Genomic DNA, 18607 nt, shown 5'->3' with positions numbered 1-18607 from the left:
CCGGCGCCGCCGGGTCGGCCGCCGCCGGCCGGCCGGACCGGACCGGCCGGGTGGTCGTGGTCGGAGCCGGGCATGTCGGGATGATCGCCGCCCTGCGGCTGGCCGACGCCGACCGGTTCAGCGAGGTCGTGCTCGTCGACGTCGACGAGGGCCGGGCGGCCGGCATCGCCCTCGACCTGACCCACACGGCGGCCCTGTCCGGCTTCGCCACCCGGGTCCGTGGGGTCGGCACGGTGCGGGCGGCCGGACCGGCCGACTACGTGATCGTCACCGCCGGCCGGGCCCGCCAGCCGGGCATGAGCCGGGCCGACCTGATCAGCACGAACGCGGCGATCGTCGGTGAGGTCGCCCGGGCGGTGGCCGACACGTCGCCGGACGCGGTGATGGTGATCGTGACCAACCCGTTGGACGAGATGACCCAGCACGCCTGGCAGGTCTCGGGTTTCCCGAGCAGCCGGGTGGTCGGGATGGCCGGCGTGCTGGACACCGCGCGGTTCCAGGCGCTGGCCGCGCTGCGCGGGTCCGGCCGGGCCGACCGGATCCGGGCCTGGGCGTTGGGCAGCCACGGCGAGGAGATGGTCATCCCGCTGTCCCAGGCCAGCGCCGACGGCCGGCCGCTCGACCCCCGCGAGCTGGCCGAGACGGTCGACCGCGCGCGCGGGTCGGGCGCCGAGGTGGTCGGGCTGCTCCGGACCGGAAGCGCGTTCCTGGCCCCGGGCATGTCCGCGGCCCGCATGGTGCTGGCGATGGCCGGGGACACCGGCGAGGTGATGCCGGCCGCGGTGCTGGCCGACGGCACCTACGGCATCCGGGACGTGTACGTGGGGCTGCCGGCCCGGCTCGGCCGGCACGGCGTCACCGGGATCGTCGAGCTGCCGCTGGAGCCGGCCGAACTGGCCGCGCTCCGGGCGGCCGCCGACCGGATCCGGGAACGGGTCGCCGGGCTGGCGCGCGCATCGTGAGGGCGGTGGTGTTCGCGGGCGACGGCCGGGTGCGGGTGGACACCGTGCCCGACCCGGTGGTCGTCGACCCGCAGGACGCCGTCGTCCGGGTGCGTCGGGCCGCGGTCTGCGGAACCGACCTGCACGCGATCGCCCACCCCGGCGGCCTGCCGCCGGGCACCGTGCTGGGCCACGAGTTCGTCGGCCAGATCCTGGCGGTCGGGCCGGCGGTGACCGGCCACCGGATCGGCGACGAGGTGTTCGGCGCCGACTACGCCGCCTGCGGCCGCTGCTGGTGGTGCCGCCGGGCGGACCACTGGGAATGCCCGCAGCGCCGCTTCTTCGGCACCGGAACCGCTTTCGGCCCGGAGCTGGCCGGCGCCCAGGCCGAGCTGGTGCGGGTGCCCTTCGCCGACACCACCCTGCGCCCGGTCCCGGCCGGCGTGCCGGCGGACGCCGCGGTGTTCCTCGGTGACACCCTCGCGACCGGGTACGCCGCGATCGCCCGGGCCCGCATCGCCCCGGGCGACACCGTGGCCGTGCTCGGTGGCGGGCCCGTCGGGCAGCTGACCAGCCTGGCCGCCCAGGCGCTGGGCGCCGGGGTCGTCGTGCTGGTCGAGCCGGTCACGGCCCGGCGGGAGCTGGCCGCCGGGCAGGGTGCGGTCACGGCCGAACCGGAGCATGCCCGCACGGTGCTCGACCGGGTCACCGACGGCCGCGGCGCGGACGCGGTGGTCGACGCGGTCGGCGGCGCCCGCGCCCTGGACACGGCGTTCGCGCTGGTCCGGCGGCGCGGCACGGTCGTCTCGGTCGGGGTCCACCAGGACCTGGGCTGGTCCCTGCCGGTGGCCCGGGCGTTCGCCGACGAGCTGACCCTGCGGTTCGTCGTCGGGAACGCGATGCGGGACGGCGATCGCCTGGTCGCCCTGGTCCGGTCCGGGGTGATCGACCCGACCGCCCTGCGGCCCGACGTCGTGCCGCTCGACGGGGTGCCGGACGCGTACCGGCGGATGGCCGGCCGACGTACCCTCAAAACGCTGATCGCGGTCTGACACCAACGGAGGTGAGCCCGATGGCATCGGCCGAACGCGTGGCCGTGCTCGCGCCGGTCGTCGTCGGCGGGGCGCCGCCGGTGGCCGCGCTGGCCGCCCTGCTCGCCACCCAGCCGACCGATCCCGCCCGCGCGGCCACCGATCTGGCCGACCGGGCCGGTGCCCTGCTGGATCGGCCGGTCACCGTGGTCGACGGGGCGGGCGCCGTCCTGGCCGGGCCGCCGACCGTCCGGGACCCCCAGGTCGGTGCCCCGGACGGGTCGATCGCCCTGTGCTGGCCGGGTGGCCGGACCGCGGCCGCGGCGGACCGGCGGCCGCTGCTGGTCCAGGCCTGCGTCTGGCTCGGGCTGGTCCGCCGCGCGGCCGCGCCCGCCGACGCCGAACCCGAGAGCGAGGCGGTGCGGGAGGTCGTCCAGCAGTTGCTGTCCGTCCGCGACGTCGACCGGGTGCTCACCACGATCGCCGAGCGCACCCTGCGTGTCCTGGATGCCGACATCTGCGGCGTGATGCTGCGGGAGGGCGATCTGGTGCGGATGCGCGCCTGCGTCGGCAACCGGGTCGCCGAGACCGCCCGGCTGCGGATGCGTCGCGGCCAGGGTCTGGCCGGCCTGGTCTTCGACACCGGCCGGCCGGCCAAGGTCGACACCTACCTGGAGGACCGGACGATCAGCCCGGATTTCATGTCGCTGGCGGCCAAGGAGGAGACCCGGTCCGCGCTGGCCGCGCCGCTGCGGTTGCACGGCGAGTTCATCGGCGTGCTCGAGGTGTGGCGGCGCCGCCCGTCGATGTTCACCGAGTCCGACGAGCGCCGGATGGTCGTGCTCGCCGACATCGCCACCGTCGCGATCGACAACGCCCGACTGCACGACGAGCAGGCGGCCGCGACCGCGGAGGCGGAGCGGGCCCGGGACGCGCTGCAGCGCCAGGTCGCGCTGCTGGACCGGTCCTCCCGGCTGCAGCAGAGCCTGCTGACCACGGTCATCGAGGGAGGCGGGCTGCCGGCCGTCGTGCATGCGGTGGCCTCGGAGCTGGGCTGCGAGGTCGGCGTGTACGGGCCGGACGGGGCGCTGATCGCCGCGCACGTCGCCGCGCCGGCCCGGCCGTCGCTGCCGCCCCGGCTGCCCGCCCGCGGCCGCCCCGCTCCCGGCCGGTGGGTCCGGCCGGTGTACGCCGACGGTGACCAGGTCGGCCAGGTCGTGCTGGTGCTCGGCGAGGCGACGGCGGAGCTGATGGAGGCGGCGGCGGGGCAGGTGGCCATGGCCTGCTCGCTGGCCCTGCTGCGCGAGCGGGCGGCGTCCCGGGCCCGCGCCCAGGCGGTCGACCAGGTTCTCTGGGATCTGCTGCAGGGCCCGGTCGAGCACCGGGTCGCCGCCCGCACCCGGGCCCAGCAGCTCGGCATCACCCTGCACGGTGCGCTGCGGGTCTGGCACGGTCGGATCGAGAACGTCGAGGAGCTGGCCGCCGACCAGGGTTGGGACACCTCGCACACCGACAAGGTGCGGCGCGGCGTGCTGCGCGCCGTCCGCGCGGTGGACGGATCGCGCCGGCTGCCGCTGACCGGCATGCGCGGCGACCTGCTGGTCGCGGTCGCCGCCGACCTCGATCGGGCCGCGGCCAAGGACCTGGCCGTCGCGACCTGCTCCGCCGTCCACGCCGAGTGGCCGGGCCTGCGGCTGGCCTGGGGCATCAGCCGGGAGCATCCCAACCCCATCGAACTGCCGACCGCGCTGAGCGAAGCCGAGACCGCACTGGCCGCGGCCCGCCGGCTGGGCGGCCGGAACGCCTTCCTGTACGAGGAGCTGGGCATCGTCCGGCTGCTGCTCGGCTCGGGCAACGACCCGGACCTGCAGACCTTTATCGACGAGGTGACCGGACCGCTGGTCGCCTACGACCGGGACAACGACGGCGCGCTGATCCGCACGCTGCGCGCATTCTTCGACGCCGACTGCTCCCAGCGGGTCGCGGCCGAACGACTGTTCGTGCACCACAAGACACTTCGGTACCGGCTGGAACGCATCCGGCAGCTCACCGGGCTGGATCTGAGCCGGCACGAGGACCGGATGCGGGCCGACTTCGCGCTCCGCCTGCTGCAGGTCAATCAGACCGCGGACGACGCGGCGGGCCTGCGCTGAGCGGCGGCCCCGCCGGCGCCGCCCACTGCGCTGATCCAAAGCCCACCGAACCGGACGAAACGGCATCGGCGACGGGTCTTGGATCAGCGCAGGACCCGGCGTCCGGAGGGCGTCGACGAGGCCGGCCGGAGTGGCGATGAGGGCCAGTCGGATCAGCCGGTGCGGATCACCGCCTGCCCGACGACGTCCTCGGTCTCCCCGTGCGGGCGCGGGATGACGTGGCTGCTATAGAGCTCCCCGACCCGCTGCGCGGCGGCCCGGCCGGCGTCGACCGCCGCCGTCACCGCGCCGACGTCGCCGCGGACCAGCACCGACACCTGCCCGTTGCGCAGCGTGCGGTAGCCCTGAACCTGCACGTTCGCGGCCTTGACCATGGCGTCGGCCGCCTCGATCGCGCCGACCAGACCCCTGGTCTCGATCAGGCCCAACGCCCCGGTGGCATTCGTCATGGCACCTCCTCGATTCGGCCCGACGCTAGCGGCGAACCCGCCGCCCGACCCTGTCCCGGCCGGACAAGCGCATCCGGCCGGGTTGTCCGGTCAGTAGGCTCGGCCAGGGCGAGCAAGGGGAGTGCGAGTGGCCGGGCGTCGGAACAGGAAGCGTCAGCGGGGCGGGCACGAGACGCCCGAACAAGCGATCGGCCGGGTGGCCATCGCCTTCCTGCACTGGCTGGACGACCACCCGAGCGGCACCCTGCGGGCCGACGACATGCTGCTGGCGGTCACGCAGCTCGCGCACATCAAGGCCGCGCTCGGCGTGACCAATCCGGCGGACTGGCCGGCCGAGACGATCGACGAGATCGCCGCCGTCATCGCCGAGCAGCCGCACCTCGACCCGGACGGTGACCTGGCCCGGCACGGCGCGGCGGCGCTGTCGATCTTCGTCGACTTCCTCGTCGAGACCGGGCGGTGGAAGCCGCACAACGACGAGCGGGCCAGCCGCGCCGCGATCGACCGGGCGCGGGGCGCGGCGCTCGCGGCCCCCGACCCGACCGGCCCCGTCGACCGGCTCCCGGTGCAGTGGAGCACCCGGCTGGGCGGTGCCGACGGTGCCGGCGGTGCCGGGGCCGACCACGGGCTCGACGTCGGGGACGCCGACGACTTCGACGAGTGGGAGGACGATCTCGCCGCCACGGCGGACGATCTCGACCCGGCCGACCCCGGCCTGCTGGCCGACGCCGCCGCGCTGTTCGTCCAGGCGACCGGGCTGGGACCCGGCGACGTGGTGCCGGTGGCCGTCCCGCCCGTCGAGGAAGAATGGGCCGCCCTGTCCGGCACGCCGTTGCTGCACCACCTGCGCGCCCTGGTCGCCTGGATCGGCCCGGGACGCAAGCTCACCGGTGAGGGTTTGCTCACCCCGCGTGACCTGACCTGGTGGGTCGGGCAGCACGAGCTGCCGGTGCCGGAGACCGACCGCGACGTCACCGAGGCGTTCGCCCTCGTCGACGCCTGGAACGCCGCCGTGGACGGCGAGGTGATCAGCGTGCGGGGCCGGCGCGCCGTCCGCGGGCCGCGGGCCGACCTGCTCGACGGCCCGGCGACGCCGGAGCGGGTCCTGCTCGGCCGGGCCCTGGTGGACCTGGTGATCTCCGACGTCCTGGTCCGGACGGCCGACCCCACGGCGACCGAGATCGCCGCCTACGCCGCCACGCTGCCCGTCTTGGTCACGCTGTGCAGCGAGCGTGGCCAGGACCTGGCGGTGCTGCCGCCCGAGCCGATCGGCGACCTGGCCGACGACGCCACCGAGGATGAGGAAACGCAGGCGCTGCTGAGCGTGCTGGTCTTCGACAAGATGCGGCTGCTGCAGGCATTCGGGCTGGTCCCGGCGGGGACGGGGCCGGTGGCGATCCCGGTGGGGCTGCGCCCGGCGGTGGTGGCGTCGATCAACGCGCCGAGCGCACCGTTCCGCATCGACGCCGAGCCGGGCGCGGTGCCGCTTCCGGACCCGGTCGACTGATCCGGACGAGCGGGTGACCCGGCGGGCCCGGCCGGCCCCGCCGACGCCCGGCGCCGTTGCAGATGCCGCCGTTCCGGCTCCCCCGGCGCCAGCTGCAGGGCCCGGTCGAACTCCGCCGCGGCCTGCACGGGTCGCCCGGCCCGCAGCAGCAGCTCCGCCCGCGCCGCCGGCAGCAGGTGGTAGCCGGACAGCCCCTCGATCCCGGCCAGCCGGCGCAGCCCGGCCTCCGGACCGTCGGCCAGGCCGACCGCGACCGCGTGGTTCAGTTCCACCACCGGCGAGCCGGTCATCGCGGCCAGCTGCCCGTACAAGGTCGCGATCGCCGGCCAGTCGGTCTCGCCGGCGGTGCGGGCGTTCGCGTGCTGGGCCATGATCAGCGCCTGGAGCTGGAACACCCCGGGCCGGCGGCGGGCCAGCGCGGTGCCCAGCACCCGGTTCGCCCGGACGATCATCGCCAGATCCCAGGCCGACCGGTCCTGGTCGTCGAGCAGAACGAGGTCGCCGGCGGGGTCGAAGCGAGCGGCCGTGCGGGCCCGGTGGAACAGCTCCAGGGCGAGCAGGCCGCGCGCCTCCGGATCCTGCGGGGCCAGCGTGATCACCAGTTCGGTGAGCCGGACGGCCTCGTCCATCAGGACGGCGCGCGGCCCGGGGGCGCCGCCCCTGGAGAGGTAGCCCTCGTTGAACACCAGGTACAGCACGGTGAGCACCACCCCGATCCGCTCGCTCGGGTCGGCGGGCAGGCGAAGCGGGATGCGCGCGTCCCGGATCTTGCGCTTGGCCCGGACGATCCGCTGGGCGACGGTCGCCTCCGGCTGCAGGAAGGCAGCCGCGATCTCCGTGGTGGTCAGGCCGCCCACCAGCCGCAGGGTCAGCGCGACCTGCGCGTCGGGATGGAGCGCGGGATGGCAGCACAGCAGGATCAATCGCAGCTGCTGGTCCCGGATCTCGCTGTCGTCGATCATCAGCGCCGGCTCCCCGCCGTTCGGGTCGACGTCCGGGTCGACGGCCGGGCCCGGCACGAGATCCGGCGCCATGGCCAGGGTTCGACGGTGCGCCGTCCCGGCCCGGCGGATCCGGTCGATCGCCCGGCGGGTGGCCACGGTCCGCAGCCACCCGGGCGGATTGGCCGGAATCCCCGTCGCCGGCCAGCTGTTCAGCGCCTCGACCAGGGCGTCCTGCACGGCCTCGTCGGCCAGGTCGAGATCGCCGAACCGCCGGGCGAGGACGGCCACCATCCGGGTGCCCTCGCCCCGCGCCAGCGCGGTGACCGCCGTATCGACGGCCCCGCGTCCGGCCGATGGACCGTCAGTCACCGGTCGGCCGGAAGGTGAGCGGCCGCACCTCGATCGCGCCGTCGACGGGCAGCCCCCGGGCCAGGTCGAGCACCTCGTCCAGGGTCTGCGCGCGGACGAGGTAGAAGCCGCCGAGCTGTTCCTTGGTCTCGGCGTACGGCCCGTCCAGGATCGTCGGCGCCGCCCCTCGGGCGAGCCGGACCGTCGTCGCCGACGCCGTGGTCTGCAGGCCGCCGCCGGCGATCCAGTGCCCCCCCGTCGATCAGCCGCTGGTTGAAGGCCAGGAAGCCGGCCATCATCTGCTCCCACGCGGTCGAGCCGTACTCGGGCGCGTCCGCCTCGTCGCGGTAGATCAGCACCATGTACTCCATCGGGGGTCCCCTCGTGTCGCTGTCCGGTGGGTCGATCGCGACCCGCGGCGGCCGGATGGTCCCGCCCGCTGCCCCGTTGACGCAGCCGCCGGGCCGGATCGACAGCCGATGGACCGAGATTCCTGCCGGGGTGCCATCAGGCGGGCCGCGGCGCCGCGAACTCCAGATTGATGTCGTCGGGATCCTGGACGGACAGGATGACGACCCCGAAGGCGGGCAGGTCGACCACGCCGCCGTGGGTGACCCCGGCCGCGGTCAGCCGGGCGGCGGCGTCGCGCAGGTCCTGCACCGAGCCGACGGCGAAGCTCACGTGATCCAGCCCGACCCGATCCGGGTCGAATCGGTCGGTGGGCGGGGCCACCGGTCGAAGTCCCAGGATCTGGTCGCCGAACCGGAAGGAGCACCCGCCATAGATCCGCTGCGGATCGTCGCGGACGGTGGGATCGCCGGCCTGATCGGTGAAGTCGCGGGCGGGTTCGATGTCGAAGAGCCACCGGTAGAACGCCTTGCTGCGTCCGATGTCCGTGACGGTCAGCCGGACGTGGCTGTAGCCCAGCGGCGTGATGGCGGGGGGCGGCCCGGACGGGGCGGTACTGGTCACCGGGTCACGGTGCCACACCCGGGCGGCCCGGCGTGGCCCGGTCGGACGGGCCGATCCGGTCGAGGTGATCGACGTTGGCCCGGTCCCCCGCGTCGGCCGACACCTCGGCACCGAACCAGGCGTCGAGGATCTCGGTGAGCACGGCTCGGGACGTCCACCGCAGCGACAGGGCGAGCACGTTGGCGTCGTTCCAGGTCCGGGCGCCGGCGGCGGTCGGCGCGTCCCAGCACAGCGCGGCGCGCACGCCGGGCACCTTGTTGGCGGCGATGCTCGCCCCGGTGCCGGTCCAGCAGCAGACGACGCCGGCGTCGGCGCGGCCGGACGCGACGTCCCGGGCGGTCGCCTCCGTCGCCCACGCCCAGTCCGCCCGCTCCCCCGCGGCCAGCGCACCGTGCCCGATGGTCTCGTGGCCCCGGGCCCGCAGCTCGTCCAGGACGACGCGGGCGACGCCGGTGTCCTCGTCGGCGGAGACGGAGATGCGCACGGGAGGCACGTTACCGTGGTGCCCATGCCGCAGGTCAGCGCCGAGGTCGTCGTGCCGGTACCGCCGGCGGTGGCCTTCGCGGTGTCCCAGACGACCGGATCGCTGCGCCTGTCCTGGGACCCGTTCATCCGGCGCCAGTACTTCCTGGACGGCGCGACCGAGCCGGGCAAGGGGGTCCGGACGCGGACGCTGGCCCGGCTCGGCCCGGCGATGACCAGCGAGTACGTGTCCTACCGGCCGCCCACGAGCGTGGGCATGACGATGGTCGACGGGCCGTGGTTCTTCGCCCGGTTCGGCGGCGGTTGGCGTTTCGAGGTGCACCCGAAGGGCACCCGGGCGGTCTGGAAGTACACCTACTCGATCCGGCCCGCCGCCGTGCGCCGCGTCGCCGAGCCGATCGGTCAGTGGCTGCTCGGCCGGGAGATCCGCCGGCGCATCGAGGCCTTCGGCGCGGCGTGCCGGGACCGGGAGATCCTGGCCGCGGTCGGTGCCACCGCCTGAGCCCGGCTCGCCCGGACCCCGAAACCCGGACCCCGAAGCCCGACCGCGCCTCAGCCCCGCGCGCGCGGATCGCTGGCGGCGAGCTTCTCGACGATCGTCAGGGCGTCACGGACGCCCAGCCCGGTGGCGTCGCGCAGTTCCTTGACCGCCTGCACCTTCTGGTCCTGACGGCACAGCACCCGCACCCGGTGGGCCAGATCGGAGTCGATGCTCAGGGTCGTCGGGTCGACCCGGTTGCGGGCGGACCGGCGGATCGCCAGGAACGGGATGGTGACGACGGCCAGCGTCACGAGACCGATCCAGATCCAGGTGTCCACCCGACCATCCTAGGAACAGGTCCATCCTGGGAGGGTGACCACCGCGCCCGCGTCGATGACGGCCTGGCAGGTCGCCGCCCCCGGTCCGATCGCCGGCCGGCCCCTACGGGCGGCTCGGGTGCCCGTGCCCGAACCCGGGCCGGGCGAGCTGCTCGTACGGGTGCTGGCCTGCGGGGTCTGCCGCACCGACCTGCACGTCGCCGAGCAGGACCTGCCGGTCCACCGGCCCCGCGTCGTGCCCGGCCATGAGGTCGTCGGTGAGGTGGTGGCCTCCGGCGGCGGGGTGGGCGACGATCGGGGCGCGCGGATCGGCGACCGGGTGGGCATCGCGTGGCTGCGACACACCTGCGGGGACTGCCGGTACTGCCGGCGGGGCGCCGAGAACCTCTGCCCGCGGTCGGCGTACACCGGCTGGGACGCCGACGGCGGCTACGCCGAGTTCGCCACGGTGCCGGCCGATTTCGCCTACCCGCTGCCGGACGGTTACGCCGACACCGACCTGGCACCGCTGCTGTGCGCCGGCATCATCGGCTACCGCGCGCTGCGCCGCAGCGCGCTGCCGCCCGGCGGCCGGCTGGGCATCTACGGATTCGGCGCCAGCGCCCACCTGACCGCGCAACTGGCGATCGCGGCGCTGGACGCCCGGGTGTTCGTGATGACCCGGTCCGCCGCGGCCCGCGATCTGGCCGGCTCGCTCGGTGCCGAATGGGTGGGCGCGGCCGCCGACGAGCCGCCCGAGAAGCTCGACGCCGCCATCAACTTCACGCCGGCCGGGGAGCTGGTACCGGCCGCCCTGCGCGCCCTGGACCGGGGCGGGGTGCTCGCCATCGCCGGCATCCACCTCTCCGACGTCCCGGTGCTGCACTACGAGACCGAACTGTTCTACGAACGCGAGGTGCGCAGCGTGACCGCGAACACCCGGGCCGATGGCCGGGAGTTCCTGGCGCTCGCCGGCCGGTACCGCCTGCGGGTGACGACGACGCCCTACCCGTTGACGGCGGCCGACCGCGCGCTGGCCGACCTGGCCGCCGACCGGGTTACCGGCGCCGCCGTCCTCGTGCCGGGTCGCTGATCGGCGCCGCTCGACCGGCACCGGCGCCTTCAGTGCCGGTGCGCCGCCCGGTGGGCGGCCAGCACGTCCATGCCGAAGTCCCGGCCCGGATCCCGCCAGACCGAGTGGGCGTGGTTGGCATCGCGCTGCGTGTTGTCCCATTCGATCAGCAGATCGGGACCCTGGATCCGGTAGTAGTGCGGCCGGCCCTGGTCCGTCGGGCCGGCCCAGGCGAAGTGCACCTGGTCGAGCACCGCGTCGTCCAGGTACCGCTCCGCCGGCGAGACCGCGGCCGGTACCCGACCGAAGTAGGTCTCCAGCAGGGCACCGAGCAGCGCCCGCTGGTCGCCGTCGAATTCGGCCGCCGCGACCCCCTTGGGGGCCACCGTGTACGACACGATCTCGTGGTCGGCGTCGGAGAGGCCGGCGTTCTCGTCGAACCGGTCCGACAATGCCTGCAGCTTGGCCTGTTCCGCCGGGTCCGGGAACCGTTCGTCCCGCCAGATGCCGACCAGCGGGATGGTGCGGTCGCCGTCGGCGACGACGGTCCGGTTGGCGGCGACCAGGTCGGCCGGCGCCCGGGGCAGCAGGATGGCCCGCCGCCGGACGTCGCCGTGCAGCGACCGGACCAGATCCCGGCCGAGGTCCTCGACCCGGCCGAGCGGGCGGTTGACCGCGCCCCCGAGCAGCGGCGACGCCGCCGGGTCGGCCCCCAGGAACAGTGGTGTCGACGCCACCAGCGCGCCGTCCACGACCAGATTGTTGAGCGAGACGTGATGCCCGCCGAACCGCCAGCCCCACGGCCGGGAGCCGCCCGGCTCCCCGAAGACCCGCAGGTAGTACAGGCCGGGATCGCGCCCACGCACCCGGTCGAACCGGGTGACGAACCCCTCGAGCTGGTCGAGCACGTTCTCCAGGCCCATGATCGTGGCGACCGTGACGTACGCCGGGGTGGACAGGCCGGTGGAGATCAGGCGCATCACCGCGCGGTGCTGGTCGGGTCGCTGCTGGTGCACGGTCAGGCCGCCGTGGTCGGTCGGCGTGTAGAACCAGCGTCGACGCTCGGCGTCGGTGGCGTCGTCGGCCGGTGCGTGGCCGACGCCGATCGCGCGCTGCTCGTCGTCGAGCGTGTCCAGCCAGGCCTGCGCGGCGGCGGCCATGGCCGTCGCGATCTCCCGACGGGCGGCGGATGCCTGCGTCATGCGGGGCAATCTAGCGCTCCCGTCGATGCTGGGCCACAATTCGGCACGGCCGCCGGCCGGCGAACACGACGACCCAAGGAGTCAACGATGACCACCCCGACGGACGACAATCCCGGACTGCTCACCGTCATCGCCCACATGCGGGCCAAGCCGGGCAAGCGGCAGGAGCTGCAGGACGCGCTCACCGCCCTGGTCGGGCCGACCAGCGCGGAACAGGGTTTCGTCAACTACGACCTGCACCAGGGCACGGACGACCCCGACCTGTTCTATCTGTACGAGAACTGGGAGAGCGGCGAGCTTCTCGACCAGCACCTGGCCGCACCGCACCTGGTGGACTTCGCCGGCCGGCTCGGCGACCTGGTGGCCGATCCGGGCCTGACGATCACCCGGCTACGCCGGATCGCCTGACGGAGCCGGATCGCCCGACGGTGCCGCATCGCCCGACGGAGCCGAATCGCCCGACGGTGTCGCATCGCCCGACGGTGTCGGATCGCCCGACGGAGCCGGATCGCCCGACGGAGCCGAATCACCCGACGGCACCGTGGCCGCCCGGTCGGGGCGGGGCAGCAGGAGCGCCAGCGCCGCCCCGACCAGGCAGAGCCCCGCGGTGACCAGGAAGATCTCCTGGTACTCGCGCTCCAGGGCGTCCAGGAACCCCTGGGTGTAGGCGGCGAGCCGCCGGTCGAACTGCTCGCCGGACAGCCCGAACGGCAGCGGCGGCACCAGGCCGGCGGTCAGGCGGCCGAACCGCCAGAGGCCGAACGCGGTCAGGGCGGCCAGCCCGACCAGCATCCCGGTCATCCGGGCGACCACGACCCCGGCCGCGGCGACGCCGTGGGACCGCCCGGGCACCACCCGGAGCGCGACCGCCGACAGCGGGGCGATGACCAGGCCGAGACCGAGACCGACGACGGCCAGGTCGGTGTCCAGAACGGGTAACCCCAGCGGGTAGACCGCCTCCGGGACGGCTGCCGTCCATCGCCCCAGGCGCAGGAACCCGACCGCGGCGAACAGCAGACCGGCGGCGGCCACCCATCGTTCGGCGATGCGGCGGGTCAACAGACCGCCGGCGACCGCGCCGACGGGCAGGGCCAGCAGGAACCGGGCCACGAGCCGGGCGGCCTGCGTGGCATCGAACCCGAGCAGGGTCCGGGCGAACAGCTCGACGTCGACGAGGGTGACCATCAGCGCCGCACCGGAGACGGCACTGACGCCCAGGGCGAGCAGGTAGGGCCGGAACCGCACCCCGGCCGGGTCGAGCAGCCGGATCCTTGCGCGGCGTTCCCAGAGCACGACGGCGGCGAGCGCCGCCGCCGCGCCGGCCAGGCCGGGCCAACCCCACGGGGGCAGCACCGCGCGGGCCGGATCGGGGTTGTAGAGCGCGACGACCAGCAGGCCGAGCGCCAGCGCGAGCAGACCGCCGCCGACGACGTCCACCCCGGCACCGGGCGTGCGGACGCCGGCGGGCACGGTGCGCTGCACGACGAGCATGGCCAGGGCCGCCAGCGGCACGTTGAGCCAGAAGACCCAGCGCCAGCCGTCCGGCTGGAGCTCGGCGAAGAACGGCCAGGACGCGAACAGGCCGGCGACCGCCACCCCGTACAGCGTGCCGAGCACGCTGCCGATCTCCTGCGCGGCGCCGACCGCGCCCAGGGCGCCGGCCCGGCGCGGCTCCGGCCAGAGGTCGGCGACCAGGGCCATGGTGACGGGGAGCAGGGCGCCCCCGGCCACGCCCTGCACCACCCGCCCGGCGATCAGCAGCGGGACGGACCCGGCAGCTGCGGTGATCGCCGACCCGGCGGCGAAGCCGAGCAGACACAGCTGGAGCACCCGCCGGCGACCGAACCGGTCGGACACCTGGCCCAGCAGCGGCATGGCCGCGACGTAGCCCAGGAGGAAGCCGGTGACGATCGGGGTGGCCCGCTCCAGGCGGTTCACCGGAATACCCAGGTCGAGCACCATGTCGACCAGCAGGCCCACGACGACGTAGGCGTCGAGGGCGGCGAGCAGGACCGCCGTGCCGGCCGCGGTCACGGCAATCCGGCGTCCCCCCACGTCCGGATGCTACCGGGCTCGCAGGGGTGTCCGGCCGGGGCCGATCGCGCTGTGGATCGACCCCGGGCGGACCCGGATGCGTCAGGTCACGGAATGCGGATGACCTGGCCCGGGTAGATCAGATCGGGGTCCGGGATGATGTCGGAGTTGGCCTGGTAGACGGCCTCCCAGCCACCGGACACCCCGTTCGCCGCGGCGATCTTGTAGAGGGTGTCGCCCGACACCACGGTGTAGGTGCCGTCGGCGGCGCTGCCCGAGCTGACCGAGGAGGACGACGAGCTGGTGTCGGCGGCGTCCTGGTTCCAGGACCGGCTGCCGCGGGGGCTCGACTGCTCGCTGTCGTTGTCGGTGCTGCGGCTGCCGCGCGAGGCCTGCGAGCTGCTGCTGTCCTGGTTGGAGGACGACGAGGACGACGAGGACGAATCCGAGGACGAGGACGACGAATCCGAGGACGACGAGGACGAGCCGCTCACCGAACGCTGGGTCGGGCCTTCGCCCCCGCCCGCGTACGCGCAGGCCCAGGCGCCCCAGCCCTGGCCGGCCAGGGTCTTCTCGGCGACCGCGATCTGCTGCTCACGAGTGGCCAGGTCGGCCCGGGCGGCATAGTCCTGGCCGCCGTAGGCGTTCCAGGTCGACTGGGAGAACTGCAGGCCGCCGTAGTACCCGTTGCCGGTGTTGATCGACCAGTTGCCGCTGCTCTCGCACTGCGCGACGGAGTCCCAGGTCGAATCCGGCGCGGCGGAGGCGGTTCCGGCGCCCAGGCCGAGGGCGGCGGCGCCGGCGACGACGCCGACGGTGGCGCCCCGGAGGGCGAGGGTGCGAGCCTTGGTGGGCTTGCGATGGCGTGCGACAGTACGACGCGTCATGTGGTTGTTTCCCCTAGCTACGCCTGCGAGGTGAGCTGTCGGGTTCGGGCGCGACCCAGGGCCGCCGCGATGCGGCCGGCGAATGGGTGCAGGGGATCGCCCGTCCGGCCCGCCGAAACGGTGCCGGATTCACCCCAAGGAAGCCGTGCGGCTCCCGAAGTTGGTTTCCCCGCTGCTGTCCTAGCCTTTCTGCGATGACGGTCTCCGGGCCGGAGCGGACAGCACTCGGCGCGTTGGCCCGGAGGGTTGTGGACGTGGTTGCCGGTCGAAAACCCGGCCCAGACAGACGATACGGACCGGTCCGGGAATGTCCAGGGCACCGATCTGGACATAACGGAATGGTAACGATCGACCCGACCAACCGTCGCGGCCCGTTTGCGCTGCTGAACCGGGGTGCACCCGCGGCCGGTCCGGCCCGGAGAGCCGGGCAGGGTCACTCCCCGAAATTCACCCGTTCGGAGCAGTCCACAGCACAGACGCCGGTGGGGCGGCCCACAGCCGTCGCACAGAGTGTGCACCGGCGCCCGGTCGCACCGAAAGACGAGGTACCCGTTGTTTGCCCGGCGAAACTCCGCGTGGTCGGCACGCACCCGGGGAAGACTCAGGGAATGAGCCGTGTGCGCGTCCTGGTGGTGGTCCTGGCCGGCGGTCGCGGTTCGCGGCTGGGGCCGCTCACGACGGGCCGGGCCAAGCCGTCCCTGCCCGTCGGCGGCACCTACCGGCTCATCGACATCGCGCTGTCGAACGCGACGCACAGCGGGCTGGCCGACGTCTGGGTCCTGCAGCAGTACGAGCCCCACCTGCTCGCCGAGCACCTGGCCGGCGGGCGGCCGTGGGACCTGGACCGCACCCGCGGCGGCTTCCGGATCCTCGCTCCCTTCGAGGGCCCGCCGGAGGACGGCTTCGCGTCGGGCAATGCCGACGCCCTGATCCGCAACTGGCCGGTCATCGACGCCTTCGCCCCCGACGTGCTGCTGGTCTGCAGCGCCGACCACCTGCTCACCCTGGACCTGCGCACCGTCATCGCCACGCACCTGGACGCGGCCGCCGACGCGACGGTGGTGACCACCGTCATGCCGCCCGGCACCGACGTCTCCCGCTACCTCGTCGTGCAGGCCGCGGACGGCCGGGTGCGGGCGGTCGACTACAAACCGGACCGACCGTCGGGACGCTGTGTCGGCACCGAGGTGTTCGCCTATCGACCGGACGTCCTGGCCGAGCAGCTGCGCGACCTGCACCGGGACGGCGAACTGGGCGACTACGGCGAGCGGCTGCTCCCCCGGCTGGTCGCCGGGGGCGTCGTCGCCGAGGTCCGGCACGACGGCCACTGGCGGGACCTGGGCACCCCCACCGCCTACCTGGACGGGCAACTGGAACTGCTGCGCGATCGCCCGCCGCTGCGGTTGGACGACCCGGACTGGCCGATCCTGACCTCGATGCCGGTGCGGGGGCCGGCCCTCGTGCGGCGCACGGCCTCGCTGGACCGGGCCGCGCTGTCGCCCGGCGCGGTCGTCGCCGGCGTGGTGGTCAACTCGGTCCTGGGGCCGGGCGTCGTCGTCGAGCGGGGGGCCGAGGTGCGGCACAGCGTGCTGATGGACGACGTGGTGGTCCGGTCCGGGGCCACCGTGGCGCGGTCGGTGATCGCCGAAGGCAGCGTCGTCGGCCGGCGCGCCCGGCTCGGCGCGGTCAACGCGGTGCGTCCGGTGCTGGTCGGGTCGCACCGGCGCATTGCCGCCGACACCGAACTCGGCCCGGGGACCGAGATCGAGCCTCGGCGCCCGCGGGACCTGATCCGGCGTTCCCGCTGATTCCGATCCGCTCCGGGTCCCCGTTCGGGGGCACTGTTGTGGACTGCTGCGCGGATCGAGTCACCCCGGATGTGACCGGTGGGACACGGGTCGCCGATGTCGTCCGCGCCGGGCTTGTTGATCCGCGCGGGGAGGGTGGGGTGGAAGCGGGCGGGGAGGCGTCCGCGCGCACCGCGCCCGGTGGCGTTAGGGTCCGCGTGTGATCGGGCGCAACAAATCTCGCGGGCACGTCGTCCTGGCCTCCGCGGACAGCGAGTCGTTCGCCTCGCTGTCCAAGCGGCCGACCGCCCGGGCCGACCGCTTCCGGATGGGTCGTGACCTGCGGGACAAGGTGTCCCGGCAGTCGCTGGGCGACTGGGCGCCGCCGCTGGGCCGCCCCGATCCGGTGCAGCTGATCATGGATTCGCACGAGGGCCGGCTCGACTGGTTGATCCCGGTGCGGGTGGGCCGGATGATCGGCAGCCCCTACGGATTCCTGCGGGGCACCGCGATCGTGATGGCCGAGGACGTCGCCCGGCTTCCCTCCACCGGCATCACCCCGGTCATCTGCGGCGACGCGCACCTGGGCAACTTCGGCTTCTACGCCTCCCCCGAGCGCGACCTGGTGATGGACCTCAACGACTTCGACGAGGCCCACCCCGGCGGCTGGGAATGGGATCTGCGCCGGCTCGTCGCCAGCATCTGGGTGGCCGGGCGGCAGAACGGCGCGTCCGAGGCGGACTGCGAATCGGCCGCGATCCAGTGCACGGCGGCCTACCGCCGGGAGGTGCGGGAGCTGGCCGACACTCCCCTGCTGGCCCGCTCCTACCAGCGCATCGACGTGGACCACCTGCACAGCACCACCTCGCACGAGTCGCTGCGGCAGGAGATCCGGCGCGCGGTGGCCCGGGCCCGGCACCGCACCAGCGACCGCGCGCTGCCCCGGTTCACCCACACCGAACAGGGCCGGCGGCGGATCGTCGAGGAGCCCCCGCTGATCACCCGGGTCAGCGAGCGCGATCACGACGTCCTCTCGGCCGGATTGGACGGGTACCTGCAGACCCTGGCCCCGCACTGGCGGCGCGCCCTGGGCGGTTACACGATCGTCGACATCGCCCACAAGGTGGTCGGCGTCGGCAGCGTCGGCCTGCGCGCCTACGTGGTCCTGCTGGAGGGCAGCAGCCCGGACGACGTGGTGTTCCTGCAGCTCAAGCAGGCCCGGCGGTCGGTGCTGGCCAAGTACGTGCACGGCGAGTCGGCCTGGCACGCGCACCAGGGCCAGCGGGTGGTGGAGTACCAGCAGGCCCTGCAGACCGTGAGCGACCCGCTGCTGGGCTGGGCCGAGGCCGACGGCCGGCAGTACTACGTGCGCCAGTTCCGGAACATGAAGGGCACGGTGGCGCTGGATTCGATCGACGGGTCGGCGCTGGCCGACTACGCCGGCATCGTGGGCCACCTGCTGGCAAAGGGGCACGCCCGGACCTCCGGCGCGTCGATGATCGCCGGCTACTGCGGCAAGTCGGACAAGCTGGATCACGCGATGGCCCGGTTCGCCCGGCTCTACGCCGACCAGACCGAAGCCGATCACGCCGCCCTGGTCAAGGCAGTGGATCGCGGCATCCTGCCGGTGGAACGCGGTCTCTAGGGGCCTTCTGACCGATCGGGCTCGTCCGTCCCGGACATTGCCCGGGCGGGCGGCCCGCCACCCTGGAGCCCGATGGGTCCCCGACGGGATCGGCCGGCCCGCACCCGGGGCGGGCCCGGACACGGACAACCCCCGGGCCGTTGCCCTCGCCATCGGGGGCGAGGGGCCGACTGGACGGGGTCGGCGGCACCGGGGGTCGGGTGACTGTCCGTGGATTGCTGGACCGCAGCTCCTCGTCGAGGACTGGAGGGTCCTTTCGGTCGGTGCGGCCTAGCGGCCAGCCACCTCACGTGTCCGAGAAATACTCAACTCAGGACCACCTCCTTCCTCGTGTACCGCGAACCTACGTCCGTG

Annotated in this window: 17 protein-coding genes and 1 riboswitch; of the genes, 8 read left to right on the top strand and 9 right to left on the bottom strand. The window is 74.4% G+C overall.

What is annotated here, in order from left to right; translation table 11 throughout:
• The 3 genes from ACOJUF_RS23300 to ACOJUF_RS23290 all read left to right on the top strand — a co-directional run.
• A partial coding sequence (locus ACOJUF_RS23300) for a malate dehydrogenase (RefSeq protein ID WP_420124192.1) occupies positions 1-962 on the top strand: 962 nt, incomplete at its 5' end.
• Positions 963-967: 5 nt separating this feature from the next.
• Positions 968-1993: an alcohol dehydrogenase catalytic domain-containing protein gene (locus tag ACOJUF_RS23295; RefSeq protein WP_420124191.1), complete on the top strand. Its 1026-nt coding sequence runs from the start codon at positions 968-970 to the stop codon at positions 1991-1993.
• A gap of 20 nt (positions 1994-2013) precedes the next feature.
• Positions 2014-4125, top strand: a complete 2112-nt coding sequence (locus ACOJUF_RS23290; RefSeq protein WP_420124190.1) for a helix-turn-helix domain-containing protein — start codon at positions 2014-2016, stop codon at positions 4123-4125.
• Between the two features lie 152 nt (positions 4126-4277).
• Here the strand turns inward: ACOJUF_RS23290 and ACOJUF_RS23285 are convergent, their stop codons facing one another.
• The 5 genes from ACOJUF_RS23285 to ACOJUF_RS23265 form a co-directional block, all read right to left on the bottom strand.
• On the bottom strand, positions 4278-4574 hold the full coding sequence (locus ACOJUF_RS23285; RefSeq protein WP_420124189.1) for a BMC domain-containing protein: 297 nt from the start codon (positions 4572-4574) through the stop codon (positions 4278-4280).
• 1188 nt (positions 4575-5762) lie between these two features.
• On the bottom strand, positions 5763-7394 hold the full coding sequence (locus ACOJUF_RS23280; RefSeq protein WP_420124188.1) for an RNA polymerase sigma factor: 1632 nt from the start codon (positions 7392-7394) through the stop codon (positions 5763-5765).
• Positions 7387-7542, bottom strand: a complete 156-nt coding sequence (locus ACOJUF_RS23275; RefSeq protein ID WP_420124194.1) for a YciI family protein — start codon at positions 7540-7542, stop codon at positions 7387-7389. Before ACOJUF_RS23275 ends, ACOJUF_RS23280 begins: the two co-directional genes overlap by 8 nt.
• A 338-nt stretch (positions 7543-7880) precedes the next feature.
• Positions 7881-8345 (bottom strand): VOC family protein, encoded by a 465-nt coding sequence (locus ACOJUF_RS23270; protein ID WP_420124187.1) that lies wholly within the window; start codon positions 8343-8345, stop codon positions 7881-7883.
• Positions 8346-8349: 4 nt separating this feature from the next.
• Entirely contained in the window at positions 8350-8829 is a 480-nt protein-coding gene (locus ACOJUF_RS23265) for an RpiB/LacA/LacB family sugar-phosphate isomerase (RefSeq protein WP_420124186.1), read from the bottom strand.
• Positions 8830-8853: 24 nt separating this feature from the next.
• On the opposite strand from ACOJUF_RS23265, the gene ACOJUF_RS23260 reads away from it, so the two are divergent.
• Complete coding sequence (locus tag ACOJUF_RS23260; protein WP_420124185.1) at positions 8854-9330, top strand: SRPBCC family protein; 477 nt, start codon at positions 8854-8856, stop codon at positions 9328-9330.
• A 50-nt stretch (positions 9331-9380) separates the two neighbouring features.
• On the opposite strand, the gene ACOJUF_RS23255 is transcribed toward ACOJUF_RS23260, so the two are convergent.
• The gene (locus ACOJUF_RS23255; RefSeq protein WP_420124184.1) at positions 9381-9647 is read right to left on the bottom strand and encodes a hypothetical protein; all 267 of its coding nucleotides are present in this window, start codon (positions 9645-9647) and stop codon (positions 9381-9383) included.
• A gap of 55 nt (positions 9648-9702) precedes the next feature.
• Here ACOJUF_RS23255 and ACOJUF_RS23250 point away from each other — a divergent pair, with 55 nt between their 5' ends.
• The gene (locus ACOJUF_RS23250) at positions 9703-10719 is read left to right on the top strand and encodes a zinc-binding alcohol dehydrogenase family protein (protein ID WP_420124193.1); all 1017 of its coding nucleotides are present in this window, start codon (positions 9703-9705) and stop codon (positions 10717-10719) included.
• Positions 10720-10748: 29 nt separating this feature from the next.
• Here the strand turns inward: ACOJUF_RS23250 and ACOJUF_RS23245 are convergent, their stop codons facing one another.
• The gene (locus ACOJUF_RS23245) at positions 10749-11900 is read right to left on the bottom strand and encodes a DUF3500 domain-containing protein (protein ID WP_420124183.1); all 1152 of its coding nucleotides are present in this window, start codon (positions 11898-11900) and stop codon (positions 10749-10751) included.
• A gap of 87 nt (positions 11901-11987) precedes the next feature.
• Between ACOJUF_RS23245 and ACOJUF_RS23240 the strand changes: the two genes are divergently transcribed.
• The gene (locus tag ACOJUF_RS23240; protein WP_420124182.1) at positions 11988-12308 is read left to right on the top strand and encodes a putative quinol monooxygenase; all 321 of its coding nucleotides are present in this window, start codon (positions 11988-11990) and stop codon (positions 12306-12308) included.
• On the opposite strand, the gene ACOJUF_RS23235 is transcribed toward ACOJUF_RS23240, so the two are convergent.
• Positions 12291-13955 carry an MFS transporter gene (locus tag ACOJUF_RS23235; protein WP_420124181.1) on the bottom strand — a complete coding sequence of 555 codons (1665 nt, stop codon included), beginning with the start codon at positions 13953-13955 and terminating at the stop codon, positions 12291-12293. The genes ACOJUF_RS23240 and ACOJUF_RS23235 overlap by 18 nt on opposite strands.
• A gap of 86 nt (positions 13956-14041) precedes the next feature.
• The gene (locus ACOJUF_RS23230) at positions 14042-14821 is read right to left on the bottom strand and encodes a transglycosylase family protein (protein WP_420124180.1); all 780 of its coding nucleotides are present in this window, start codon (positions 14819-14821) and stop codon (positions 14042-14044) included.
• 5 nt (positions 14822-14826) lie between these two features.
• Positions 14827-15025, bottom strand: a riboswitch (cyclic di-AMP (ydaO/yuaA leader).
• Positions 15026-15429: 404 nt separating this feature from the next.
• On the opposite strand from ACOJUF_RS23230, the gene ACOJUF_RS23225 reads away from it, so the two are divergent.
• Both ACOJUF_RS23225 and ACOJUF_RS23220 read left to right on the top strand, forming a co-directional pair.
• A complete protein-coding gene (locus tag ACOJUF_RS23225; protein ID WP_420124179.1) occupies positions 15430-16629 on the top strand; it encodes a glucose-1-phosphate adenylyltransferase family protein in 1200 nt (399 codons plus the stop codon).
• A 199-nt stretch (positions 16630-16828) separates the two neighbouring features.
• On the top strand, positions 16829-18253 hold the full coding sequence (locus ACOJUF_RS23220; protein WP_420124178.1) for a DUF2252 domain-containing protein: 1425 nt from the start codon (positions 16829-16831) through the stop codon (positions 18251-18253).
• The last annotated feature ends 354 nt before the right edge of the window (positions 18254-18607 follow it).

Source organism: Nakamurella sp. (genome assembly GCF_048594475.1).
Classification (GTDB): Bacteria; Actinomycetota; Actinomycetes; order Mycobacteriales; family Nakamurellaceae; genus Nakamurella.
This window is presented reverse-complemented; position numbering and strand designations above follow the sequence as displayed.